General features: G+C 63.0%; 21 protein-coding genes and 1 pseudogene. 16 read left to right on the top strand and 6 right to left on the bottom strand.

The features are described from left to right. Positions 1–58: 58 nt before the first annotated feature. The 4 genes from IMX17_RS11250 to dinG all read left to right on the top strand — a co-directional run bounded on the left by IMX17_RS11250 (position 59) and on the right by dinG (position 3,818). Positions 59–715, top strand: a complete 657-nt coding sequence (locus tag IMX17_RS11250) for a glutathione S-transferase family protein (protein WP_193549774.1) — start codon at positions 59–61, stop codon at positions 713–715. 123 nt (positions 716–838) lie between these two features. Then, positions 839–1,171 (top strand): carboxymuconolactone decarboxylase family protein, encoded by a 333-nt coding sequence (locus IMX17_RS11245; RefSeq protein ID WP_046896920.1) that lies wholly within the window; start codon positions 839–841, stop codon positions 1,169–1,171. Beyond that, the gene (locus IMX17_RS11240; RefSeq protein WP_193549773.1) at positions 1,161–1,553 is read left to right on the top strand and encodes a tautomerase family protein; all 393 of its coding nucleotides are present in this window, start codon (positions 1,161–1,163) and stop codon (positions 1,551–1,553) included. The genes IMX17_RS11245 and IMX17_RS11240 overlap by 11 nt, the downstream gene beginning before the upstream one ends. 66 nt (positions 1,554–1,619) lie before the next feature. Further along, positions 1,620–3,818: an ATP-dependent DNA helicase DinG gene (gene dinG, locus IMX17_RS11235; RefSeq protein ID WP_033642371.1), complete on the top strand. Its 2,199-nt coding sequence runs from the start codon at positions 1,620–1,622 to the stop codon at positions 3,816–3,818. On the opposite strand, the gene IMX17_RS11230 is transcribed toward dinG, so the two are convergent. Then, positions 3,819–4,253, bottom strand: a complete 435-nt coding sequence (locus IMX17_RS11230; protein ID WP_042783967.1) for an Lrp/AsnC family transcriptional regulator — start codon at positions 4,251–4,253, stop codon at positions 3,819–3,821. It lies immediately after the preceding gene. 136 nt (positions 4,254–4,389) lie between these two features. Between IMX17_RS11230 and IMX17_RS11225 the strand changes: the two genes are divergently transcribed. Beyond that, entirely contained in the window at positions 4,390–5,298 is a 909-nt protein-coding gene (locus tag IMX17_RS11225; protein ID WP_193549772.1) for a DMT family transporter, read from the top strand. Positions 5,299–5,301: 3 nt separating this feature from the next. On the opposite strand, the gene prpR is transcribed toward IMX17_RS11225, so the two are convergent. Further along, entirely contained in the window at positions 5,302–6,903 is a 1,602-nt protein-coding gene (gene prpR / locus IMX17_RS11220; RefSeq protein WP_182264889.1) for a propionate catabolism operon regulatory protein PrpR, read from the bottom strand. 244 nt (positions 6,904–7,147) lie between these two features. Here prpR and prpB point away from each other — a divergent pair, with 244 nt between their 5' ends. The 4 genes and pseudogenes from prpB to IMX17_RS11200 form a co-directional block, all read left to right on the top strand. Further along, on the top strand, positions 7,148–8,038 hold the full coding sequence (prpB, locus tag IMX17_RS11215) for a methylisocitrate lyase (RefSeq protein ID WP_182264888.1): 891 nt from the start codon (positions 7,148–7,150) through the stop codon (positions 8,036–8,038). Between the two features lie 33 nt (positions 8,039–8,071). After that, positions 8,072–9,235, top strand: a complete 1,164-nt coding sequence (gene prpC / locus IMX17_RS11210) for a 2-methylcitrate synthase (protein ID WP_015377141.1) — start codon at positions 8,072–8,074, stop codon at positions 9,233–9,235. A 50-nt stretch (positions 9,236–9,285) separates the two neighbouring features. Then, positions 9,286–10,737, top strand: coding sequence for a bifunctional 2-methylcitrate dehydratase/aconitate hydratase (locus tag IMX17_RS11205; RefSeq protein ID WP_182265124.1), 1,452 nt, complete (start codon positions 9,286–9,288; stop codon positions 10,735–10,737). A gap of 79 nt (positions 10,738–10,816) precedes the next feature. Further along, positions 10,817–11,356: pseudogene (locus IMX17_RS11200) on the top strand (LysE family translocator); the annotation flags it as partial. Here IMX17_RS11200 and IMX17_RS11195 read toward each other — a convergent pair. Continuing rightward, entirely contained in the window at positions 11,356–12,195 is an 840-nt protein-coding gene (locus IMX17_RS11195; protein WP_046896928.1) for a helix-turn-helix transcriptional regulator, read from the bottom strand. The pseudogene IMX17_RS11200 and the gene IMX17_RS11195 sit on opposite strands and share 1 nt — an antisense overlap. Positions 12,196–12,294: 99 nt before the next feature. Between IMX17_RS11195 and IMX17_RS11190 the strand changes: the two genes are divergently transcribed. Genes IMX17_RS11190 through IMX17_RS11175 form a run of 4 tightly spaced genes read left to right on the top strand, consistent with a single transcriptional unit; the run spans position 12,295 to position 17,305 of the window. Beyond that, positions 12,295–13,719 carry an MFS transporter gene (locus IMX17_RS11190; RefSeq protein WP_193549771.1) on the top strand — a complete coding sequence of 475 codons (1,425 nt, stop codon included), beginning with the start codon at positions 12,295–12,297 and terminating at the stop codon, positions 13,717–13,719. Positions 13,720–13,775: 56 nt separating this feature from the next. Next, positions 13,776–14,405: an FMN-binding negative transcriptional regulator gene (locus tag IMX17_RS11185; RefSeq protein WP_182264886.1), complete on the top strand. Its 630-nt coding sequence runs from the start codon at positions 13,776–13,778 to the stop codon at positions 14,403–14,405. A 37-nt stretch (positions 14,406–14,442) separates the two neighbouring features. After that, positions 14,443–15,402: a DNA-binding protein YbiB gene (gene ybiB / locus IMX17_RS11180; protein ID WP_182264885.1), complete on the top strand. Its 960-nt coding sequence runs from the start codon at positions 14,443–14,445 to the stop codon at positions 15,400–15,402. A gap of 46 nt (positions 15,403–15,448) precedes the next feature. Further along, a complete protein-coding gene (locus IMX17_RS11175; protein ID WP_193549770.1) occupies positions 15,449–17,305 on the top strand; it encodes a M3 family metallopeptidase in 1,857 nt (618 codons plus the stop codon). 62 nt (positions 17,306–17,367) lie between these two features. On the opposite strand, the gene IMX17_RS11170 is transcribed toward IMX17_RS11175, so the two are convergent. The 3 genes from IMX17_RS11170 to IMX17_RS11160 form a co-directional block, all read right to left on the bottom strand. Then, positions 17,368–18,003, bottom strand: a complete 636-nt coding sequence (locus IMX17_RS11170; protein ID WP_033633764.1) for a carbonic anhydrase — start codon at positions 18,001–18,003, stop codon at positions 17,368–17,370. 276 nt (positions 18,004–18,279) lie between these two features. Beyond that, complete coding sequence (locus IMX17_RS11165) at positions 18,280–18,540, bottom strand: YdgH/BhsA/McbA-like domain containing protein (protein ID WP_015377148.1); 261 nt, start codon at positions 18,538–18,540, stop codon at positions 18,280–18,282. 168 nt (positions 18,541–18,708) lie between these two features. Continuing rightward, complete coding sequence (locus tag IMX17_RS11160; RefSeq protein ID WP_033633763.1) at positions 18,709–19,338, bottom strand: flavin reductase family protein; 630 nt, start codon at positions 19,336–19,338, stop codon at positions 18,709–18,711. A gap of 118 nt (positions 19,339–19,456) precedes the next feature. Here IMX17_RS11160 and rlmF point away from each other — a divergent pair, with 118 nt between their 5' ends. The 3 genes from rlmF (at position 19,457) to IMX17_RS11145 (ending at position 22,769) form a co-directional block, all read left to right on the top strand. Beyond that, positions 19,457–20,422, top strand: a complete 966-nt coding sequence (gene rlmF / locus IMX17_RS11155; RefSeq protein WP_167333741.1) for a 23S rRNA (adenine(1618)-N(6))-methyltransferase RlmF — start codon at positions 19,457–19,459, stop codon at positions 20,420–20,422. Positions 20,423–20,717: 295 nt separating this feature from the next. Next, on the top strand, positions 20,718–22,022 hold the full coding sequence (locus tag IMX17_RS11150; RefSeq protein ID WP_033633761.1) for a PAS domain-containing methyl-accepting chemotaxis protein: 1,305 nt from the start codon (positions 20,718–20,720) through the stop codon (positions 22,020–22,022). Positions 22,023–22,199: 177 nt separating this feature from the next. Further along, positions 22,200–22,769: a TetR/AcrR family transcriptional regulator gene (locus tag IMX17_RS11145; RefSeq protein WP_033633760.1), complete on the top strand. Its 570-nt coding sequence runs from the start codon at positions 22,200–22,202 to the stop codon at positions 22,767–22,769. Positions 22,770–22,777 lie beyond the last annotated feature (8 nt).

The raw sequence follows: 22,777 nt of genomic DNA, 5'->3' as shown, positions 1-22,777 counted from the left end.
CCGACGGTCGGCGGCTGGTCTACAGTTACCGATAGCCTGATCGGTTTCCGGAGGAATCATGCACGATACTTATACATTGTTCGGTACGCAGGGGTGTGGCTCGACCATCGTGGCCGCCGCGTTGGTGCTGACCGCGTTCCCCTGGGGCTACGAGGAAGTGGATTACACTCAGGACGGCCCGGAGCGGGATCGCCTGTTGGCGTTGAACCCGCTCGGCCAGGTCCCCACTCTGGTGCTGCCTGATGACGAAGTGATGACGGAGAGCGCGGCGATTATCCTGCTGCTGCACGATCGCGCGCCGCACGCTGAATTGGCGCCGCCCGGCGGCTCGTCGCTGTTGCCGCGCTTTTTACGCTGGCTGTTGTTCATCAACGCGGAGATTTATCCCACTTTCACCTACGCCGACCATCCCCAGCGCTGGCAGCCGAAAACGGAAGGGGCGGAACAGCTGAAAAACGCAGTGATGAGCTATCGCGAGCGTTTATTGCGGCAGTTGAACGCCGCCGCCGGCGCCGCCGGCCCGTGGTTTCTCGGCAAGAGCTTCAGCGCGCTGGATCTGTACGTGGCGGTGATGTGCAACTGGCGGCCGGGGCGCGCGTGGTTCCGGCAACACTGCCCGCGGCTTTACGCCATCGCCGCACGGGTGGAGCAGCGGCCGGAGCTGAATGCGCTGCTGAGCGCCCATTTCGACGGCGTTGCGCCGCTGGAATCGTGACATCTCCCCGCCGTCGGCGGGGAACCCTCCCGTTTTTCTGAACCGAGACTGCCGAAAATCCCGATTTTCACTCGCCTCGTCGGCGGGTAGCGTAAGGCTATCCGCAACTGACAGGAGAGTGTGATGCCATTAGAATCCCGGGCCGGACAACAGGCGTTCGGCGATATCGCCCCCAAGCTGGCGCAGCTCAGCGACAGCGTGTTGTTTGACGATGTCTGGCAGCGGCCAGAGCTGAGCCCGCGCGAGCGCAGCCTGATCACCGTCGCCGCGCTGGTGGCGCTCAACCGCCTGGAGCAACTGCCGTTTCATCTGCAGCTGGCGCAGCGCAACGGCGTCGATCGCCCGCAATTGGTGGAGCTCATCACCCACCTGGCGTTTTACGCCGGCTGGCCCGCGGCGGCGTCGGCCGTGGCGCGCTTGCGCGAGCTTGAACCGGAGGCGCCCCATGCCGTTTAGCCGCATCGCCCTGCATCAGGGCAAATCCGCCGACTACCTGCAAACCTTGTCCGACAGCCTGCATCAGGCGCTGGTAGAGGCGTTCGAGGTGCCGCCGGCGGACAAATTTCAGGTGATCGATCAATACCGCCCCGGTGAGCTTATCTACGATCGCGACTATCTCGGCGGGCCGCGCAGTGCGGATTTCGTGCTGTTCTACATCACCGCCGGGCGGCCGCGCGACAGCGACACCAAGCGGCGTTTTTACCGGCGGTTGGCGACGCTGCTGGCGGAAAACCTGCGGCTGAACCCCGAGGATGTGATGGTGGTGATCGCCACCACCCGGTTGGACGAATGGTCGTTCGGCGCCGGGCGCGCCTCGATGATCGATCCGCAGACGTAACTCGGGCTGACGCCGCCGGCGGTCTGTGGGACAATAGCGCCATCATTTCGTTTAGATAAGAGTTGAATGGCGCTCTCCTCCGCAGTTAAAGATCAGATTGGCCAGTGGTACAAAGCCCTGCAGCAGCAAATACCGGATTTCATTTCCCGCGCGCCCCAGCGCCAGATGATCGCTGAGGTGGCGAAGACGCTGGCCGGCGACTACCCGCGCCATCTGGCGATTGAGGCGCCGACCGGCGTCGGCAAAACGCTGTCTTACCTGATACCGGGCATCGCCGTCGGGCGGGCGGAGAGCAAACCGCTGGTGGTCAGCACCGCCAACGTGGCGCTGCAGGATCAGATCTACAGCAAGGATTTGCCGCTGCTGAAGAAGATTATTCCCGATCTGAAATTTACCGGCGCCTTTGGCCGCGGGCGTTACGTGTGCCCGCGCAACCTGGCGGCGATGAGCACCGACGTCAGCCAACAGGGCGATCTGACGCTGTTCCTCGACGACGAGCTGGCGCCGTCCAGCGGTGAAGAGCAGGCGCTGTGTCAGAAGCTGACCAAGGCGCTGGCCCGCTTTGAGTGGGACGGGCTGCGCGATCACTATCAGCAGAGCATCGACGATCCGCTGTGGGCCAAGCTGAGCACCGACAAGGCCAACTGCCTGGGGCGCAATTGCCACTACATTCGCGAATGCCCGTTCTATATCGCTCGCAAAGAGATCGAGAGCGCCGACGTGGTGGTGGCCAACCACGCGCTGGTGATGGCGGCGCTGGAGACGGAATCGGTGCTGCCGAACCCGAAAGAGCTGCTGCTGGTGCTGGACGAAGGCCACCATTTGCCGGAGGTGGCGCGCGACGCGCTGGAGATCGACGGGGAAATCACCGCGCTGTCGACCAACCTGCAGCTGGACATGATCGTGCGCCAGGTCGAGCAGTGCATGACGCAGTACCGGCCGAAGAATCCGCCGGGGCTGGCCAACAGCGAACGGCTGAAAAACCATTGCGAGGAGCTGCGCGAGCTGGTGCAGATCTTCGAGCATCAGGTCAGCGCCTATCTGCCCGGCGATAGCGTGGCGGCCGAGCACCGTTTTGAAATGGGCGAGCTGCCCGCGGAGATGGTGGAGAGCTGCGCACGGCTGTTCAAACTGACCGATGCGCTGCGCGGGCTGGCGGAGTTCGTGCTTAACGATCTGACCGAACAGACCGGCAAGCACGACATCATGCGTCTGCACCGCTCGATCATTCAGATGAGCCGCACGCTGGGCTATCTGGAGGCGATGAGCAAGCTGTGGCGGCTGGCGGCGCTCGACAAGTCGTCCAACGCGCCGATCTCCAAATGGGTCACGCGCGAACTGCGCGATAACGTCACCCATCTGTATTTGCACTGCGTCGGCATTCGCGTCAGCGATCAGCTGGAAAAGCTGCTGTGGCGCAAGGTGCCGCACGTGGTGGTCACCTCGGCCACGCTGCGTTCACTGAACAGCTTCGCGCGTTTGCAAGAGATGAGCGGGCTGAGCGAGAAGGCCGGCGATCGCTTCGAAACGCTCTCATCGCCGTTCAATCACGTCGAACAGGGCAAGATTGTCATTCCGCAGATGCGCTATGAACCGGCGCTCGCCAACGAGGCGGAGCACCTTGAGGAAATGGCGCGGTTTTTCCGCGCCGAGCAGGCGAGCGGCAAGCACAAAGGCATGCTGATCCTGTTCAGCAGCCACCGGGCGATGCAGACTTTCCTCAGCTACGTGACCGATCTGCGGCTGATGCTGCTGGTGCAGGGCGACCAGCCGCGCTACCGGCTGGTGGAAGAGCACCGCAAGCGGGTGGAGAAGGGCGTCGCCAGCGTGCTGGTGGGGCTGCAATCGTTCGCCGAAGGGCTGGATCTGAAAGGCGAACTGCTGACCCAGGTGCATATTCACAAAATCGCGTTCCCGCCGATCGACAGCCCGGTGATCATCACCGAAGGCGAGTGGCTGAAATCGCTGAAGCGTTATCCGTTCGAAGTGCAGAGCCTGCCGAGCGCCTCGTTCAACCTGATCCAGCAGGTCGGCCGCCTGATCCGCAGCAACCAATGTTATGGCGAGATCGTGATCTACGATCGCCGGCTGTTGACCAAAAACTACGGTTCGCGGCTGTTGGCGTCGTTGCCGGTGTTCCCGATTGAGCAGCGCGCGGTGCCGGAGGCCGACAAGGCGCATCTGGCGGCGCTGAAATCCGCCGCCGACGCGGCTAAAAAAGAGAAGAAGCGCGGCAACCCGTTCGCCCGCAAACGGCGGCGTTGATCAGAGCAGCGGCGGCAGGCGGCGCTTGACCGGCGTGGTTTTCACGATCGAGGTGTTGCTCTGCGCGTGTTCGGCCAACCGATCGAGGGTGTGGTCGAGCTGTTCCATCGAGTGCGCCACCAGCCGCACGATAAAGCAGTCTTCACCGGTCACCTTATCGCATTCGACCACTTCCGGGATCGCCTGAATCAGCTGTTCGACCTTCTTCAGCATGCCCGGCAGCGGCTTGATGCGCACCAGCGACTGAAAGGCGTAACCCACCGCCTGCAGATTGACGTTCAGGGTATAGCCCTGGATCACGCCGCTTTCCTCCAGCCGCCGCAGTCTTTCCGACGTGCTCGGCGACGACAGGCCCACCTGCGCGCTCAGCGTTTTCAACGATGCGCGCGCATCTTCCGCCAGAATGGTCAGGATTTGGCGATCGATATCATCCATAACGCCTCCGTTAGGTGTTTTCTTGATTGTAGCTGCGAGAAAAAGGCAGTTAAGCATATCTGCCTTTTTTATGCTATGGAAAGCCGCCCTGCGAAGCCGCAAGCTATGTCTCTGGGCAAGCTTTGAGGAACGCAGAATGAATACAGAGATAAAACGCGGCTCGCTGGAGATGGCGGCGGCGATGCTGATTTCCGGCTCCATCGGCTGGTTTGTGCTGATGTCCGGCCAGCCGGTGGTCAACGTGGTGTTTTGGCGCTGCGCGGTGGGGGCGCTGGTGCTGCTGGCGGTGTGTGGCGCGCTGGGCCAGCTGCGCCGCGATGCGCTGACGCGCGCCACGCTGCTGCTGGCGATCGCCGGCGGCGTCGCGCTGGTGATCAACTGGCTGCTGCTGTTCGCCGCCTATTCCTATGCCTCTATCTCCATCGCCACCGCGGTGTACAACACCCAGCCATTTATGCTGGTGGGGCTGGGGGCGCTGTTTTTGGGGGAACGGCTGACCGCCCGCAAGCTGCTGTGGCTGGGGCTGGCGTTCGGCGGCATGATGCTGGTGGTGCTGGCGCAGCCGCGGCAGGCGGGGGAGCAGAGCCATTATCTGGCGGGCATCGCGCTGGCGCTCGGCGCGGCTTTTTTTTACGCCCTGATGGCGCTGGCGGCCAAGCGGCTTAAAGGCACGCCGCCGCATCTTATTGCGCTGATTCAGGTGACGGTGGGGGCGGTGATGCTGCTGCCGCTGGTGGATTTTCATGCGTCGGCCAGCGTGGGGCAGTGGGGGATGCTGGCGACGCTCGGCGTGTTGCATACCGGCCTGATGTACGTGCTGATGTACGGCGCGTTGCAGAAGCTGCCGACCCACCTGATCGGCTCGCTGTCGTTCATCTACCCGATCGCCGCCATGCTGGTGGATCGCCTGGCGTTTGGCCATCGGCTGTCGGCATGGCAACTGCTGGGGACGGCGATCATCCTGCTGGCGGCGGCGGGCATGAACCTGCTGGGCGATCGGCGAGCGCGACTGCTGCCGGCCTCGGACGGCCGGCGCGCCGGCTGATGCTCAGTTCGGTTTTTTCAGCCGACGCCATAAAGTGGTGCGACTGATCCCGAGCAACCGGGCGGCGGCGGCGTGGTCGCCTCCACACCGCGCCAGGGCTTCGTGGGCGGAGACGGGCGCCGCCTGCGTCTCGGGCGGCGAGACCGTCGCCAGCTCCGGCAGCAGCCACTGCAGGGTCTCGCCGCTCGGCGCGACGCCGGTGCTCAGCATCAGCGCCACCCGCTCCATCATGTTGCGCAGCTCGCGCAGGTTGCCGGGCCAGGCGTAATGACCCAGCGCGGCGTAACACCCGGCCAGGGCGGCGCGCAGCGGCTCCGTCAGCGGCACGTCGAGCGCCGCCAGCGACTGTTTCAGAAAGTGTTCCGCCAGCATCGCGATATCGTCGCCGCGCGCCCGCAATGGCGGCAGCTGCAGCCGCAGGGCGCTCAGGCGGTAAAACAGATCGGCGCGAAAATCGCCCTGTTGAATCGCTTGCTCCAGGCGGGTGTGGGTGGCGCTGATAACGCGAAAATCGACCGCCACCGGCTGTTGCCCGCCGACCCGGGTGATGGTTTTCTCTTCCAGCGCCCGCAGCAGCCGGGTTTGCAGGTGCAGCGGCATTTCGCCGATCTCATCCAGAAACAGGGTGCCGCCGTTGGCGGTTTCCAGCAGCCCGCGTCGGCCGCCGCGCCGTGAACCGGTGAAGGCGCCTTCTTCATAGCCGAACAGCTCCGCCTCCAGCAGCGATTCGGCGATGGCGCCGCAGTTGATGGCGACGAACGGCGGCGTCGCGCCCCTGGACGGCGCGCCGCGCCGGGAAAAGTATTCGCGGTGGATCGCCTGCGCCGCCAGCTCTTTGCCGGTGCCGGTTTCGCCTTCGATCAACACCGCCGCCGGCGAGCGGGCGTACAGCATGATGGTGCGCCGGGTCTGCTCCATCTGCGGGGAGTCGCCCTGCAAATCGCCCAGCCCATAGCGTGGCTGCAGGGTATCGCGCGCGGCGTAATCGCCGCCGCGCTTGGCGCCGCCCAGCATCAGGCGCGTTACGTCCAGCGCATCGCTGAAAGCGGCGCGCAGGGTGGCGGCGGAATAGAGAAAAATGGCGGTGAGCCCGGCTTCTTCCGCCAGATCGCTGATGAGGCCTGCGCCGACCACGGCCTGAATACCGGCGGCTTTCAGCTCGGCGATCTGTCCGCGCGCGTCCTCTTCGGTGACGTAACTGCGCTGCTCCAGCGGCAGATCGAAGGTTTGCTGGAACTCCATCAGCGCGGGCAGGGGCGTTTTATAGGTGATGACGCCGATCCGGTCGGCGGTTCTGCGCGCCTGGCTCAGCGCCTGCAGCAGGTCGAAGCCGCCGGGCTTGACCAAAATGACCGGCACCGACAGGCGGCTTTTCAGGTAGGCACCGTTGGAGCCGGCGGCGATGATGGCGTCGCAAGGCTCAGTCGCCAGGCGATCGCGAATATGCTGCACCGCCTCTTCGAAGCCGAGACGGATCGGGGTGATGGTCGCCAGATGGTCGAACTCGAGACTGATATCTCGGAACAAATCGAACAGGCGGGTGATGGAGACGGTCCAGATCACCGGTTTGTCAGGCGTGCGGGACGGCGTGATGTGATCGCTCATGGTAGGTTACCGAATGAAAGTGGCTGCATTAGGTGTAGCCCGGTTTCAACCTTGTTTCAAATGCGCTGTGTGAAACATCGATTGAAACGTTAACTGAAACGTTTTTTATCCCTTAGCCTGGCGATTGGCGCAGCAGTTTTTGTAACATCTTTATTTTTATCGCTTTTAATTTTTTCCTCGCCAAAGTGCAACCTGGCCCGCCTCTTGCTATGTCTGTTTCATCTAGCTAATCGGAGAGAACGTCATGACGCTGCGCTCACCCGGGCTCGCCTTTCGTCAGGCCCTGAGTAAAGAGAAACCCCTGCAAATCGCCGGCGCGATCAACGCCAACCATGCCCTGCTGGCCCAGCAGGCGGGGTTCCAGGCCATCTATCTTTCCGGCGGCGGCGTGGCGGCCGGTTCGCTGGGGCTGCCGGACCTGGGCATTTCGACGCTGGACGATGTGTTGACCGATATTCGCCGCATCACCGATGTCTGCCCGCTGCCGCTGCTGGTGGATGTCGACAGCGGTTTCGGCGCATCGGCGTTCAACGTCGCCCGCACGGTGCGCTCGGTGAGCAAGGCCGGGGCGGCGGCGCTGCATATCGAAGATCAGGTCGGCGCCAAGCGCTGCGGCCATCGGCCCAATAAGGCCATCGTCTCCACCGAAGAGATGGTGGATCGCATCAAGGCGGCGGTAGATGCGCGCAGCGATCCGGACTTCGTGATCATGGCGCGCACCGATGCGCTGGCGGTGGAGGGGCTGGAGGCGGCCATCGAGCGCGCTCAGGCTTACGTGGCGGCCGGGGCCGACATGCTGTTTCCGGAGGCGATCACCGAGCTGGGCATGTACCGCCGCTTCGCCGAAGCGACGCAGGTGCCGATCCTCGCCAACATCACCGAATTCGGCGCGACGCCGCTGTTCACTACCGAGGAGCTGCGCAGCGCCCGGGTGGATATGGCGCTGTATCCGCTGTCGGCCTTCCGGGCGATGAATCGGGCGGCGGAGCGGGTGTACCGCGCCCTGCGCGAAGAGGGCACGCAGAAAAACGTCATCGACACCATGCAGACCCGCAACGAGCTGTATGAAAGCATCAACTACTATTTGTTCGAAGAGAAACTCGACGCTCTGTTCGCTCGCCAACGCGACGAATAAGCGCCATTCACGCAGAAGCCAAATGAGGACAGTATGAGCCAAGCGATCCCCCCGCAAAGCCCGACTGGCGTTAAGCCGAAAAAATCCGTGGCGTTATCCGGCGTGCCCGCCGGGAATACCGCGCTGTGTTCCGTAGGGCGCAGCGGCAACGATCTGCACTACCGCGGTTACGACATTCTCGACCTCGCGCGCCACTGCGAGTTTGAAGAGGTCGCCCATCTGCTTATCCACGGCAAGTTGCCCAACCGCGACGAACTTCATGCCTACAAGCAGCGGCTCAAGGCGCTGCGCGGCCTACCCGCCAGCGTGCGCACGGTGCTGGAGGCGCTGCCGGCGGCATCTCACCCGATGGACGTGATGCGCACCGGCGTTTCGGCCCTCGGCTGCACGCTGCCGGAAAAAGAGCAGCACGGCGCGGCCGGCGCGCGCGACATCGCCGACCGCCTGCTGGCGTCGTTGGGATCGATGCTGCTGTATTGGTATCACTACAGCCACAACGGCGAGCGCATTCAGCCGGAGACCGACGACGATTCCATCGGCGGCCACTTCCTGCACCTGCTGCACGGCGCAGCGCCTTCCGCCAGCTGGGAGCAGGCGATGCACGCGTCATTGATCCTGTACGCCGAGCATGAATTCAACGCCTCGACCTTCGCCGGCCGGGTGATCGCCGGCACCGGATCCGATGTCTATTCGGCGATCGTCGGCGCCATTGGCGCGCTGCGCGGGCCGAAGCACGGCGGCGCCAACGAGGTGTCGCTGGAGATCCAGCAACGCTATGAAACGCCGGACGAAGCGGAAGCCGACATTCGCCGCCGCATCGACAACAAAGAGGTGGTGATCGGCTTTGGGCACCCGGTGTATACCGTCTCCGATCCGCGCCATCAGGTGATCAAAGAGATCGCGCTGCGCCTGTCGCAGGAAGCGGGCGCGATGAAGCTGTATGACATCGCTGACCGGCTGGAAAGCGTGATGCGCGACACCAAAAACATGTTCCCCAACCTCGACTGGTTCTCGGCGGTGTCTTACCACCAGCTGGGGGTGCCCACCGAAATGTTCACGCCGCTGTTCGTCATGGCACGGGTGAGCGGCTGGTCGGCGCACATCATCGAGCAACGGCAGGACAACAAAATCATTCGCCCGTCCGCCAACTATACCGGGCCGGAAGCGCGAGCCTTCGTACCGCTGGATCAGCGCTGAGCGCCGATCGTTATCGTGTCGTTTTCACTCTGGAGCCTTTGGGAATCATGATGCTTGAGTCTGCCAACACCGGCCGTCCGCCGTTCGATCGCGAAATGGTCGATATCGTCGATTATGTGATGAAAGAGGCCGTCGATACCCCGGCGGCGTACCGCACCGCCCATTATTGCCTGCTCGATACCCTCGGCTGCGGGCTGGAGGCGCTGAGCTACCCGGCCTGCAAGAAACTGATGGGGCCGGTGGTGCCGGGCGCCGAGGTGCTGAACGGCAGCCGGGTGCCCGGCACCCGTTTCCAGCTGGATCCGGTGCAGGCGGCGTTCAATATCGGCGCCATGATCCGCTGGCTCGACTTTAACGACACCTGGCTGGCGGCGGAGTGGGGCCACCCGTCGGACAACCTGGGCGGGATCCTGGCGGTGGCCGATTGGCTCTCTCGCCAGGCGGTGGCGGCGGGCAAAGCGCCGCTAACCATGCGGCAGGTGCTGATCGCCATGATCAAGGCGCATGAGATCCAGGGCTGCCTGGCGCTGGAAAACGCCTTCAACCGGGTAGGGTTGGATCACGTGCTGCTGGTGAAGGTGGCGTCCACCGCGGTGGTGGCGCAGCTGCTCGGCCTGAGCCGCGAGGCGATCCTGAACGCGGTGTCGCTGGCGTGGGTGGACGGGCAGTCGCTGCGCACCTACCGCCACGCGCCTAACGCCGGCACCCGCAAATCCTGGGCGGCGGGGGATGCGACCGCCCGCGCGGTGAGGCTGGCGCTGATGGCCGCCACCGGTGAGATGGGCTATCCCTCGGCGCTCACGGCGCCGACCTGGGGATTCTACGACGTCTCGTTCAACGGCAAACCTTTCCGCTTCCAGCGGCCGTACGGCGCGTATGTGATGGAGAACGTGCTGTTTAAAATTTCGTTCCCGGCGGAGTTCCATGCCCAGACCGCCGTGGAGGCGGCCATGACGCTGCATCGTCAGATGCAGGCCGCCGGAAAAACCGCCGCCGACATCGCCGCAGTGAGCATCCGCACTCATGAGGCCTGCCTGCGCATTATCGACAAGCAGGGGCCGCTGGATAACCCGGCGGATCGCGATCACTGCATTCAGTATATGGTGGCGATCCCGCTGCTGTTCGGCCGGCTGACGGCGGCGGATTACGAGGACCGGGTGGCCGAAGATCCGCGCATCGACGCATTGCGTAGCAAGATCCGCTGCCATGAAGATCCCGCCTTCACGCGCGATTATCACGATCCGGAAAAACGCTCGATCGCCAATGCGCTGACGGTGGAGTTCGCCGACGGCAGCCGTTTGGATGAGGTGGCGGTGGAGTATCCTATCGGCCATGCGCGGCGGCGCGAAGAGGGCATCCCGCTGCTGATCGAGAAGTTCAAAATCAACCTGGCGCGCCAGTTCCCGGCCCTGCAGCAGCAGCGCATTCTCGAGGTGTCGCTGGATCGGCAGCGGCTGGCGCAGATGCCGGTCAACGAGTATCTCGATTTGTGGGTGATCTGATGTGAGCGGCGCTGACAAGCCACGTCGGCGTCGCTATGATGGACGCTCCATCCCCGTCCGTCTTCTTATCAGGTGATTCATGATTGATGCCGCAACGCTGTTGTTGTTTTCCGGCGCCTGCGTGGCGCTGACTCCCGGCCCGGATATGCTGCTGATCGCTTCGCGCAGCGTCAGCCAGGAGCGGCGGGCCGGTTTCGCTTCGCTGGCGGGCATTCAGCTCGGCACTTACTGCCATGCGCTGGCGGCGGCGCTGGGGTTGTCGCAACTGTTCGTCGCGGTGCCGCTGGCTTACGACGCGGTGAGAATGTTGGGCGCGGCCTATCTGCTCTATTTGGCGTGGAAAACGCTGCGATCAGGCAGCAGTCTGCAGGCTTCTGCCGGGTTGCAGGCGGTGCCGACGGCGCGCATTTTCCGTCAGGGGCTGCTGACCAACATCCTCAACCCGAAAATGGCGCTGTTCGTGCTGGCGCTGTTCCCGCAGTTTATCGATCCGCGCGCCGGCTCGGTGGTGGTGCAGATGCTGGCGCTGGCGACGGTGCTGAATCTGGTCGGCTTGCTGATTAACGGCGGGGTGATCCTGGCGGTCAGCGGCATGAAAAGCCGTTTCGCCGGCCGCCGTTAATCCTCGCGCAGCAGCGCTTCAAACGCCGCGCTGGCCGGTTCGTTCGGCAGCGCGCTGTACATCACCAGCCGCAGATGGTTCTCTTCGTCGACGATGAAAGAGGCGTGGTCAAAGGTGACCGGGCCGATCTCCGGGACGACGAAGCTGCGCCGCCCCTGACAGCGTCCGTGAATGTCATGCTGCCGCCAGAGCCGGCGGAACGGCGGCGACACCCGCTCCAGCGCCTGCACCCGTTGGCGCATCACCTCATCCTCCGGCGCGCGGGCGTAGTCGCGGCGGAAGCTGGCCAGGATTTGCGGCGCCTGCGCCTGCCACTCCAGCAGGCGCTCATTGAGCTGCGGATCGGCAAACAGCATCCACAACATGTTGCGCTCTTGCGCCGGGCGCTCGCCGATGGCGAACAGCCGCTGCGCCGCCGGATTCCAGGCGATGATGTCCCAACTCAGGTTCATGACGTAGGCCGGCCGCAGCGCTAAATCGTCCAGCAGACGCCGCACCAACGGCGAAACCTGGCACCACTGATGCCCAACCGGCACCGGCGGGCGCTGATGCGCCAATAAGAACAGGTGGTAGCGGCCAGCGGCGTCGAGCTGCAGCACCCGCGCCAGATTTTCCAAAAACGTCACCGATGCATTGATTTCCCTGCCTTGCTCCAGCCAGGTGTACCAGGTGAGGCCGACGCCGGCCAGCGCCGCCACCTCCTCGCGCCGCAAGCCCGGCGTGCGGCGGCGGCTGCCGCTCGGCAAGCCGACCGCCTCTGGTGACAGTTGTTCTCGCTTTTGCCGCAGAAAATCTCCCAGTTCGTGGCGGGTGCGTTCGAGGGTGCGTGGGGGCATGTCGGCCGTCCTGTTGCTGTCAGTAATAGTATAAGTGGCTATATAGTAACAGTTTAAACCTTGTTCCATACTGCGGCCATCATAATCTCTGGAGGTGGTATGGAACATTCATTATCTCGTGAGCGGCGAGGGCTGCCCGGCCTGCCGGTGCTGCTGTTGGGCGGTTTTGTCACGGTGTTCGATCTGTTCGTGGTCAACGTGGCGGCGCCGGTGATCCAGCGGCAGTTCGCCGCCGATTTCGCCGGGGTCGGTTTGATCGTCGCCGGTTACGAGCTGGCGTTTGGGGTGCTGTTGATCGCCGGTGGGCGTCTGGGCGATCGCTTCGGGCGTCGGCGTCTGTTCAGCCTCGGCATGCTGGGATTCACGTTGAGCTCCCTGCTGTGCGGGCTGGCGGGATCGCTCAGCCTGCTGATCGCCGCGCGTATTCTGCAGGGGGCGACGGCGGCGCTGTTGTTCCCGCAAATTTACGCCTTGATGCGGGTGCTGTACGCGCCGCAACAGCGGCGGCGCGCCTTCGCCTGGCTGGGCATGACGTTGGGGTTGGCGGCGATATTCGGCCAGATCCTCGGCGGATTTATCATCGAGGCCAACCTGTTCGGCAGCGGTTGGCGCATGATCTTTTTGATCAATTTGCCGATCGGCGCACTGGCGCTGTGGGCGGCGCGGCGCATTCCCGAATCACGGGTGGCGCAGGCGCAGCGGCTGGACGGCGTTGGTCTGTGGCTGGCGGCGACCGGCCTGTCGCTGTTGCTGCTGCCGCTGCTGGAGGGGCCGGCGCGCGGCTGGCCGTGGTGGATAGCGCCTATGTTGGCGTTGGCGATGCTGACGTTGTGGGGCTTCCTGCGTTGGGAGCGCCGTCTGGCGCAGCGCGGTGACGATGCGGTGCTCGATCCGGCGCTGTTCCGCCAGGCGGGTTTCGCGCCGGGTATGGCGGTGGTGCTGGCGATTTATGCCACCGCCTCCTCGTTTTTCTTGTGTTTCGCGCTGCTGCTGCAGGCGGGGGCGGGGCTGACGCCTTTTCAGGCGGGCAGCCTGTTCGCCCCGGCCAGCGCGGCCTTTATGTTGGCCTCGATGCTGGCGCCCCGGCTGGCGCAGCGCTGGGGCAACGGTGTGCTGAGCGTGGGCGTGGCGATTTACGCCGCCGGGTTGGCGCTATTGATGGCGCAGGTGCTGTGGGGTGAGGCGCTGACGCATCCGCTGCGGCTGCTGCCGGGGTTGGTGGTGCTGGGGTTCGGTCAGGCGCTGAGCATGACGCCGCTGCTGAATCTGGTGCTGGGTTTGGCGCAGGAGCGGCAGGCGGGGATGGCGGCGGGTCTGGTCGCCACCGTGCAGCAGGTGGGAGGCGCGTTGGGCATCGTGGTCAGCGGCGTCGGTTTTGTGCCGCTGTTGGCGAGCGGCGGCACGGCGGAGCGCTATGCCCAGGCCTTTGCCGGTGCCATGGTATTTAATCTGTTGGCGATGGGCATCGCCCTGCTGTTGTTAAACCGGATCACTCGAAATAGCCAGAAAGCGGATCTTAAGTAGGCCGCCGGCGGGTGCTTTACTGTCGTCATCATGAGAGAGCGATAAGGAGCCCACTGATGTTTCAACCCGCCGCATTTCGCGAAGACGATCTCGATACCCAACTGGCGCTGGTGCGCGCCCATCCGCTCGGGCTGCTGGTCAGCCACGGCGAACAGGGATTGACGGCCGATCCGCTGCCGTTTGTGGCCGATGTCGAGCAAGGGCAGCTCCGGCTGCGGGGGCACCTGTCGCGCGCCAACGAACACTGGCGGCGGTTGCAACAGGTGGCCGAATGTCTGGTGATCTTTCAGGGCGTGGAGGGCTATGTGTCGCCCGGCTGGTACCCGAGCAAGCGCCAGAGCGGCAAGGTGGTGCCGACCTGGAACTACAGCGTCGTGCAGCTGTATGGCGTGCCGACGGTGACGGACGATCCGGCCTGGCTGCGCCGCCAACTGATCGATCTGACCGCGCAGCAGGAAGGGCGGCGTCCTGAACCCTGGCGACTCGACGATGCGCCGGCCAACTACATCGCCGCGCAGCTTAAAGGCATCGTCGGCATCGAGATCGCCGTCACCCGGCGCGAAGGCAAATGGAAGATGAGCCAAAACCGCAGCGCCGACGACGCCGGCGGGGTCATCGCCGGGCTGCGCGAGGGCGATGACGCGCAGCTGCGGCTGGCGGCGGAGGTTGAGCGGCGGCGCGGATAGGGTATGCTAACTGAAGGGCAGCCAGGGGAACCTTCGGATGGATTACACCAAAATTATCAAAGAAATAGGCCGCGGCAAAAACCATGCGCGCGACCTGGATCAACAGACCGCTTTTCAGCTGTATCAGGCGATGCTGGCCGGGGAGGTCCCCGAACTTGAGCTGGGCGGCATTCTGATCGCGCTGCGCATCAAGGGCGAAGCCGAAGAGGAGATGCTGGGGTTCTATCAGGCGATGCAGCAGCAGGTATTGTCGCTGCAGGCGCCGCAAGGGCGCCCGCTGCCGGTAGTGCTGCCGAGCTACAACGGCGCGCGCAAGCAGGCCAACCTGACGCCGCTGCTGGCGCTGCTGCTGGCGAAAGTGGGCCTGCCGGTGGTGGTGCACGGTGTGCTGGACGACAGCACCCGCGTGACCAGCGCCGAGATTTTCCGCGCGCTTGGGCTGCCGTGGTCGGAACAGGCTGCTCACGCCCAGCGGCGTCTCGATAACGGCGAGGCGGTATTCATGCCGGTTTCCACGCTGTCGGCACCGTTGGCGCGGCAGCTCGGATTGCGTTGGCGCATGGGGGTGCGCAACAGCGCTCATACGCTGGCCAAGCTGGCGACGCCGTTTGGCGAGCAGGATGCGTTGCGTCTCGCCAGCGTCTCACATCCGGAGTATGTTGGCCGGGTGGCGTCGTTTTTCCGCCAGATTGGCGCCCGCGGGTTGCTGATGCACGGCACGGAAGGCGAGGCCTATGCCAACCCGCTGCGCTGTCCGCAGATTCACCACATCGTCGGCGGCGAACAGCAGGTGCTGCTGGAGCGTACCTTGCCGGATGAAACGCCGGCATTGCCGGCGGCGAAAGACGCGGCAACCACCGCACGCTGGACTGAACGCTGTCTGGCGGGCGAGGTGGCGATACCGCAGGCCATCCAGCGGCAGGTCGCCTGTTGCCTGGTGGCCGCCGGCGAGAGCGAGACGCTGGAGCAGGGGCTGCAGCGCCTGCGTCAGGCCTAAGCGCGACTATACTGGGATATTTCCTCATCGGCTGAGAAGGACGGTTATGCAACAGGCTCTCGATTACTTCAATCAATTGAACCAGGATTACCTCGACGTTCACCGCGCCAAAGAAGAGCTGTTCTGGCAAAACTACATGGGCACCGGCGATGAAGACGTCTCGGCGCGCTTTTCCGCCGCGGAAAGCGCCTATAAGCGCTTCCTCGCCGAACCGCGCCGGCTGGCCGAGATCCGCAGCCTGCTTGCCGGGCTGGAAGTGTTGCCGCAGGAGGCGCAGCGCGATGCGCTGATCCATGGTCTGCAAGGTTGGCTGCGTTTCTTCGACTGCAACGCCATTGAAGACTCGCAGGCGCAGGCGCTGTTGGAGCAAATCATCCACGCCGAGTCCGATCTCTACTCGCGCCGCAAGGGCTATCAGGTTACGCACCTGAACGCCGACGGGCGGCCGGTGGCGGCCTCGCTCGGCGAGCTGCTGACCAACCAGGCGACCAACCCGAACGAAGACTCTCGCCGCAGCTCGCAGCAGGCGCTGCGCGATCTGGAGCAATGGCTGCTGCATAACGGCCTGCCGGAGCTGATCGGCCTGCGCAACCGCTTTGCGCGCCAGATGGGCTATCGCAACTACTTCGATTACAAGGTGAACAAAACCGAGCGCATGACGCCGGAGCAGCTGTTCGCCATTCTGGATCGCTTCGAGCGGGAAACCCGCACGGCCAACGCGCGCAGTCTGCGGCAGCTGGCGGCCGACAAGGGCGACCAGGCGCTGGAGCCGTGGAACGTACGCTTCGCCAGCGCCGGCGACGTTACCCGTCAACTGGATCCTTACTTCCCGTTTTCTCGTTCGCTGGAACGCTGGGTCGACAGCTTCAAACGCCTGCACATCGGTTTTGGCGGCGCCGAGATGAATCTCGATCTGCTGGTGCGCAAAGGCAAGTTTGAGAACGGCTTCATGCACGGCCCGGTGCCGCCGTTTGTGCGCCAGGGGGAATGGGTGCCGGCGCGCATCAACTTCACCAGCCTGGCGCAGCCGGGGCAGGTGGGCAGTGGCGCTTACGGGCTCAACACTCTGTTCCACGAGGGCGGCCATGCGGCGCACTTCGCCAACATCCGCCAGAACGCGCCGTGCTTCTCGCAGGAGTTCCCGCCGACCTCGATGGCCTATGCCGAAACCCAGTCGATGTTCTGCGACAGCCTGCTGGACGATGCCGACTGGTTGAAGCGCTATGCGAAAAACGCCGCCGGCGAAGCGGTGCCCGATGCGCTGATTGAGGCCGGCATCGCGGCGCGCCAGCCGATGCGCGCGTTCAACGAACGCCATATCCTGCTGGTGCCGTACTTCGAGTGGGCGTTGTATCAGTGGGATGACGAGCAGCGCACGCCGGAAGTCATCACCGCGCTGGCGCGTGAGATCGAGCAAAAGATCCTCGGCATCAGCGGCAGCCCGCGCCCGACGTTGGCGATCCCGCACCTGCTGTCGCTGGAGTCCGCTTGTTCCTACCAGGGCTATCTGCTGGCGATGATGGCGGTGGAGCAAACCCGTCACTTCTTCCTGCAGCGCGACGGTTACCTGACGGACAACCCGGCCATCGGCCCGGATCTGGCGCAACACTACTGGTTGCCGGGCAACAGCGTCAGCCATGACGACACGCTGCGCAGCCTGACCGGCGAAGGGTTTAATCCGGACTATCTGGCGCAGGCCTGCAACCAGACGGTGGCGCAGGCGTGGCATGAGGCGCAGCAGACGATGGCCGCCGCGGCCAAGCGTCCGCAGCCGCCGGCAGATTTCGATTTGCAGGCGCACATCCGGGTGGTGGATGGCGAGACGGTATTGGCGGACAACGCCGAGGGTGACGAACGGATGTGCCGCGACTTCGCTGCGGCGATAGAGGCGCGCCTGGCTTAAGGCGGATAATAAAATCCACGCCGCGGCGTGGATTTTATTTAATGGCTAAACCGGGCGCTATTTTATTCGAAATAGACGTCGGGATTATCCGCCAAAGACACGAAGCTCTTGGTGTTTCTATCCAGCGTGCGAATTTCTCCGCTTTCGATGTCGTACACCCAGCCGTGCAGGCGCAGCCCGCTGTTGCGCAGACCCACCGCCACAGAAGGGTGGGTTTTGATATTATTTAGCTGAGCTATAACGTTCTCTTCCACCATAGCGTTAACTTTGTCTGTTTCGCTATGCCACGTTTTCTTCTCGACCACCGCTTTTGCCGCATCGGCATAGTGCAGCCAGTGAGCTACCGCAGGCATGGGGTCGAGGCACTGGCAGGAGGCTATCGCTTTCATTGCGCCGCAGTTCGAGTGGCCACAAATCACGATATCGGTAACTCCCAACGCCACCACTGCATACTCGATGGTGGCAGAGACGCCGCCCGGCTCCGGGCCGAAGGAAGGGACGATGTTGCCGGCGTTACGGATAACGAAAAGCTGCCCAGGTTCTTGCTGTGTGACCAGCTCGGGCACTAAACGGCTGTCAGAGCATGAGATAAACAGCGCTTTGGGATTTTGGCTGGAGGCAAGGCTGCGGAACAGTTCCTTGCGCTGCGGGAAAATCTCTTTCTGGAAACTGAGGAAACCTTCAATGATATGTTGCATACAACGCTCTCTGCATCTGTAGTCTGCGTAACATGATAATCATCCTCTCCCGTTAGTCCAGCTATGGGCAGGTAAAAAAATGTGTGTGCAAACCCCACTGAATACAGGGTTTCTGCCTGTTGGTGACAGAATTTTCCGGCTCGTTTACGCGTGGGGTGCGGACAAAGCGGACGGCAAAAAACTCGCTGTCGTACCCATTCAGCGCTGACGCACGCGAACATAAAAAAAGCCCGCCGGGGTGATAGCCGGCGGGCTTTTTGACGTCTGGGGCGGAGATTATTTGTAGATAACCGCGGTGGCGTGCATCAGGTTATTGCCGCTGGTGGAGGTGATGGTGAAAGCCTTGGCGCCCGCCGCATCGGCTTTGGCGGCCAACTGGGATTTCAGGCTGCTCAGGTCGGTCGCGCCGCTGGCGACGATCACGCCGGCTTTTTCGAATTGGGCGGCATCCTGCGCGCTGACGTGTTCAGCGGCGAAAGTGGTGAAAGAAACGGTAGCCAGGGCGATAGCGGCAGCAAAAGTTTTGATGGTTTTCATGTTGGTCATTCCTGTCAAAGTGAATTAGGGAGAAAGGGTGTTGCCTTTCGATGGGAAGATTATTGCGCAGTGACAGGCGGGATGAAATCGGAGAGTGTTGATAGTTTTGTTCAGATTTTTTGATTGTTAATCCCCCCGTTTGCATCCGAGATAAACGGGGGGAGACGATCAGCGCGTCGGGCGTGTCAGGTCGAACCGGTGCTGTTCCGAAATGCCGTAGTAGGCGCTCGGGCCGCCGGCGCGCAGGATCGGTTCGGCGGCGGCGGTCTGGTAAACGCCGTGTTCATCCAGCAGCGCCGGATCGAGATGCACCGCCACCACTTCGCCCAACACCAGCCAGGTCTCCACCTGTTCCCCGGCGGCGGTTTGCAGCTGAATGCATTGGGTCAGGCGGCATTCGAAGTTCACCGGGCTTTCGGCCACGCGCTCGGCTTTGACCCGGCGCCCGGGCAGCGGCGTGACGCCGGCGAAGGCGAATTCGTCCTCACCGCGCGGCAGGTTGATGGAACTGTTGTTCATCGCTTCCGCCAACGGGCGCGTCGCCAGGTTCCAGACGAACTCGCCGGTTTCCACGATATTCGCCACGCTGTCTTTCCAGCCGGTGCTGGCGAAACCGATGATTGGCGGGCGGTAGTTGAAGCAATTGAAAAAGCTGTAGGGCGCCAGATTACGCAAGCCGGCGGTGCTGCGGGAAGAGATCCAGCCGATGGGGCGCGGGCCGACGATGGCGTTCAGCGGATCGTGCGGCAGGCCGTGGCCGGCGGCGGGTTCATAATAATAACGAGATTCACGGCTCATGGGGGCCCCTGTGGCAATCGATGAAGCTTTCATTGTGCCGGGTTTCCCGCCGCTGCGCCATTCCGGGCCGGATGTGTTATCTTACGCGCCGGAAATACCTTCAAGAGAGCCCGTCACGGTGGAAAAAAAGAAAACCTTCCCGCAGCAGAAAAGCGGCCTGCATCCGCGCAACCGTCATCGTTCGCGCTACGACTTCCCGGCGCTGATCGCCAGCTGCCCGGCGTTGGCGCCGTTCGTAAAACCGAACGCCTGGGGCGATGTCTCGGTGGACTTCGCCGATCCGGCGGCGGTGAAAATGCTCAACCGTGCGTTGCTGCAACACTTTTACGGCATCGAGCACTGGGATATTCCGGCTGATTACCTGTGCCCGCCGATCCCCGGCCGCGCCGACTATCTGCACCACCTGGCGGATCTGCTGGCGACCAGCAACGGCGGCGAGATCCCGCGCGGCAAGGGCGTGGCGATCCTTGACGTCGGCGTCGGCGCCAACTGCATTTACCCGATCGTCGGCCTGCGCGAATACGGCTGGCGTTTCACCGGCTCCGAAATCGATCCGGTGTCGCTCAACGCAGCCAAAATGATCGTCGAGATGAACCCGACGCTGCGCAACAGCGTGCGTCTGCGGCTGCAAAAACAGCCTGAGCTGATTTTTAGTGGCATCATCGGCGCGGCCGAGAAATTCGACGCCACCCTGTGCAACCCGCCGTTCCACGCGTCCGAGCAGGAAGCGCGCGCCAGCACCCGCCGCAAGCTGCATAAACTGGGCAAAGGGGAAGTGGCCGACAAGCCGGTGCAAAACTTCGGCGGCAAGAACAACGAGCTGTGGTGCGAAGGCGGCGAAGAAGCCTTTGTGCGCAAGATGGTGGAAGAGAGCGTCAGCAAGGCCAACAACTGCTTGTGGTTCACCTCGCTTATCTCGAAAAACACCACGTTGCCGGCCATCTACCATGCGCTGAAAGTGGCGGGGGCGGCCGAGGTGCGCACCGTCGAGATGGCGCAAGGGCAGAAGATCAGCCGCTTCGTCGCCTGGACCTTCCATGACGCCGAGCAACAGGCCGCCTGGGCAGCCGAACGCTGGCGTTAATCTTCCCGGCGCCGGTTATCCTGCCGGCGCCGACAAAAATCCGCATTTTACCTTTCAATTTTCATCACTTACGTTATTCTCAATCCAGTTATTCATAATAAAAATCTTAGGTTGTTGGTTTATTTAAATTCGAATAATTACTTTACTGAATAAATAAATTTAATCCGGTTAAGAGCAATAACCAGAAGGATCGGCGCTGCCCGCTCCTTCAGCGATGGCACGTCTGCGTGTGGGCGCGGCATGTGGCCAGACAAAATAAGAAAAGCGCCATCATCTGCCACAAGGACTACACCCTATGCTTTTACGATTCAGTCAGTTAACTACCCACAAAGGCGCCGAACTGAGCGCGATAGAACACGCCGTTCCCATGATTGTATTCTCGCCCGACGGCACGGTATTGCGCGCCAACGATCTCTTTCTCAGCACGCTCGGATTTCAACGCGATGATGTGATAGGCCGGCATCACCGTATTTTCTGCGATCCGAACTATGTCGCCAGCCCGTTATATCGCGAACATTGGGAGACGCTGAATAAAGGGCAACCCATCACGGACACGATAAAGCGCATCGCGAAAAACGGCGAGGCGGTGTGGCTGCAGGGCACCTATGCGCCGGTGCTGAATAAACAGGGTAAGGTGGTGGAAATCGTCAAGATCGCCAGCGAAGTGACCGAGCGAGTGACCCAGGCGCAGGAACACCGCAGCCTGCTGGCGGCGCTGAATCGCTCGATGGCGATGATTTCTTTCACGCCGCAGGGCGACATTGTCAGCGCCAACGACAATATGCTGGCGCTGATGGGCTATCGGCTGGATGAGGCGTGCGGGCAGTCGCATGCGGTGCTGTGCCCGCCGGCGTTCGCCGCTTCCGACGACTATCGGCGGCACTGGCAGCGCCTGGCGCGCGGCGAGTTCATCACCGGGCGTTTTGAGCGCGTCAACCGGCGCGGCGAACGGGTCTGGCTGGAGGCCAGCTATAACCCGATCCTCGACAACGACGGCCAGGTGGTGAAAGTGGTGAAGATCGCCCAGGACATCACCCGGTTGATGCAACAGCAGCAGCACGAAGAAGAGATGGTGCGCAACGCGCATCATCTGTCGCTCGATACCGACCGGCAGGCGGCGCAGGGCGCGGTCATCGTGCAGCAGGCGGTGAAGGGCATGCAGCAGGTCGAAGCGGCGGCGCGCGAAACGTCGGACGTGGTCACCGAGCTTGGCAAGTGCTCTCAGCAGATCGGCACCATCGTCGAAGCCATTCGTAAAATTGCCTCGCAAACCAATCTGCTGGCGATTAACGCCTCCATTGAAGCCGCCCATGCCGGTGAGCACGGGCGCGGTTTTGCGGTGGTGGCCAACGAGGTGCGCACGCTGGCGGAACAGTCGCGCAAGGCGGCGACCGAGATCGAACGCATGACCAAGTCTATCCAGCAAGGCGTGGCGGCGGCGATCGCCGGTATGGCGACCTGCGTGGAACAGGCCGGCGGCGGTGTGGCATTGACCCATGACGCCGGAGAAGTGATCAACCAGGTCAACATCGGCATGCATGACGTCGTGAAACTGATGCAGGCGTTTACGTCGGTGAAGCAGGGCGACGCGCTGCACTGAGTTTGCCGGGCACCGCCCCTAAAAGCGGGGCGGCGTTTGTCTCTTCCCACCGATCTCTGCGCCGTTGAGCCGCGGTTCAATTTTACCGGCCTATGCTATTCTTAAATATGAACGAACGTTCGTTCATATTTATTCGATGGCGCCAGGCGCCCCCCTTCACCGTTTCGGGAGCTGCCGATGGGAAACCGAGAAAAGATTGTCGACGCTGCGCTGCACAGCTTTACCCATAAGGGATTTCACCAGACCAGCATGCGGGATATCGCCCAGGCGGCGGGCGTCAGCGTGGGCAACCTCTATAACCATTTTTCCGGCAAGGAGGCGCTGATCGGCGAGATCGCGCTGCTGGAAAACGGCGTATTCGCCGAGTTCGCCGCCGCATTGCTGGCCGAGAAAAAGCGGCCGAAACAGGCGCTGTCGGCTTTTTTCACCGCCTATCACGCTTTTGTCGCCGAACCGGACAATGTGCAACTGTCGGCGGAAATTGTGGCTGAAGTGGCGCGCAACCCGGCATTGGCCGAGCCGTTCAGCGCCAACCAGCGGCAGTTGATTGAGGCGCTGGCGACGACGATCGCCGAGGCTCAGCAAATCGGCGAGATCGCGCCGGCGATAGCGCCCTTGCCGCTCGCGCAGCTGGTGCTGGACGTGATCGAAAGCCAGGCCTGGCGGCAGGCTATCTTCGCGTCGCCTTCGCCGGAGGCGATCACGCCGGTGCGGCTGTTGGAGCAACTGCTCTACCGCCAACTCTAGTCGAGGTT

Origin of the sequence: Serratia sp. X3 (genome assembly GCF_014982455.1) — a bacterium.
GTDB lineage: Bacteria > Pseudomonadota > Gammaproteobacteria > Enterobacterales > Enterobacteriaceae > Serratia > Serratia ureilytica.
This window is presented reverse-complemented; position numbering and strand designations above follow the sequence as displayed.

What these genes read in the sequence shown, in the direction of transcription:
- IMX17_RS11250 (WP_193549774.1), top strand. Translation starts at nt 59, where the DNA reads ATGCACGATACTTATACATTGTTCGGTACGCAGGGGTGTGGCTCGACC.
- IMX17_RS11245 (WP_046896920.1), top strand. Translation starts at nt 839, where the DNA reads ATGCCATTAGAATCCCGGGCCGGACAACAGGCGTTCGGCGATATCGCC.
- IMX17_RS11240 (WP_193549773.1), top strand. Translation starts at nt 1,161, where the DNA reads ATGCCGTTTAGCCGCATCGCCCTGCATCAGGGCAAATCCGCCGACTAC.
- dinG (WP_033642371.1), top strand. Translation starts at nt 1,620, where the DNA reads ATGGCGCTCTCCTCCGCAGTTAAAGATCAGATTGGCCAGTGGTACAAA.
- IMX17_RS11230 (WP_042783967.1), bottom strand. Translation starts at nt 4,253, where the DNA reads ATGGATGATATCGATCGCCAAATCCTGACCATTCTGGCGGAAGATGCG.
- IMX17_RS11225 (WP_193549772.1), top strand. Translation starts at nt 4,390, where the DNA reads ATGAATACAGAGATAAAACGCGGCTCGCTGGAGATGGCGGCGGCGATG.
- prpR (WP_182264889.1), bottom strand. Translation starts at nt 6,903, where the DNA reads ATGAGCGATCACATCACGCCGTCCCGCACGCCTGACAAACCGGTGATC.
- prpB (WP_182264888.1), top strand. Translation starts at nt 7,148, where the DNA reads ATGACGCTGCGCTCACCCGGGCTCGCCTTTCGTCAGGCCCTGAGTAAA.
- prpC (WP_015377141.1), top strand. Translation starts at nt 8,072, where the DNA reads ATGAGCCAAGCGATCCCCCCGCAAAGCCCGACTGGCGTTAAGCCGAAA.
- IMX17_RS11205 (WP_182265124.1), top strand. Translation starts at nt 9,286, where the DNA reads ATGCTTGAGTCTGCCAACACCGGCCGTCCGCCGTTCGATCGCGAAATG.
- IMX17_RS11195 (WP_046896928.1), bottom strand. Translation starts at nt 12,195, where the DNA reads ATGCCCCCACGCACCCTCGAACGCACCCGCCACGAACTGGGAGATTTT.
- IMX17_RS11190 (WP_193549771.1), top strand. Translation starts at nt 12,295, where the DNA reads ATGGAACATTCATTATCTCGTGAGCGGCGAGGGCTGCCCGGCCTGCCG.
- IMX17_RS11185 (WP_182264886.1), top strand. Translation starts at nt 13,776, where the DNA reads ATGTTTCAACCCGCCGCATTTCGCGAAGACGATCTCGATACCCAACTG.
- ybiB (WP_182264885.1), top strand. Translation starts at nt 14,443, where the DNA reads ATGGATTACACCAAAATTATCAAAGAAATAGGCCGCGGCAAAAACCAT.
- IMX17_RS11175 (WP_193549770.1), top strand. Translation starts at nt 15,449, where the DNA reads ATGCAACAGGCTCTCGATTACTTCAATCAATTGAACCAGGATTACCTC.
- IMX17_RS11170 (WP_033633764.1), bottom strand. Translation starts at nt 18,003, where the DNA reads ATGCAACATATCATTGAAGGTTTCCTCAGTTTCCAGAAAGAGATTTTC.
- IMX17_RS11165 (WP_015377148.1), bottom strand. Translation starts at nt 18,540, where the DNA reads ATGAAAACCATCAAAACTTTTGCTGCCGCTATCGCCCTGGCTACCGTT.
- IMX17_RS11160 (WP_033633763.1), bottom strand. Translation starts at nt 19,338, where the DNA reads ATGAGCCGTGAATCTCGTTATTATTATGAACCCGCCGCCGGCCACGGC.
- IMX17_RS11150 (WP_033633761.1), top strand. Translation starts at nt 20,718, where the DNA reads ATGCTTTTACGATTCAGTCAGTTAACTACCCACAAAGGCGCCGAACTG.
- IMX17_RS11145 (WP_033633760.1), top strand. Translation starts at nt 22,200, where the DNA reads ATGGGAAACCGAGAAAAGATTGTCGACGCTGCGCTGCACAGCTTTACC.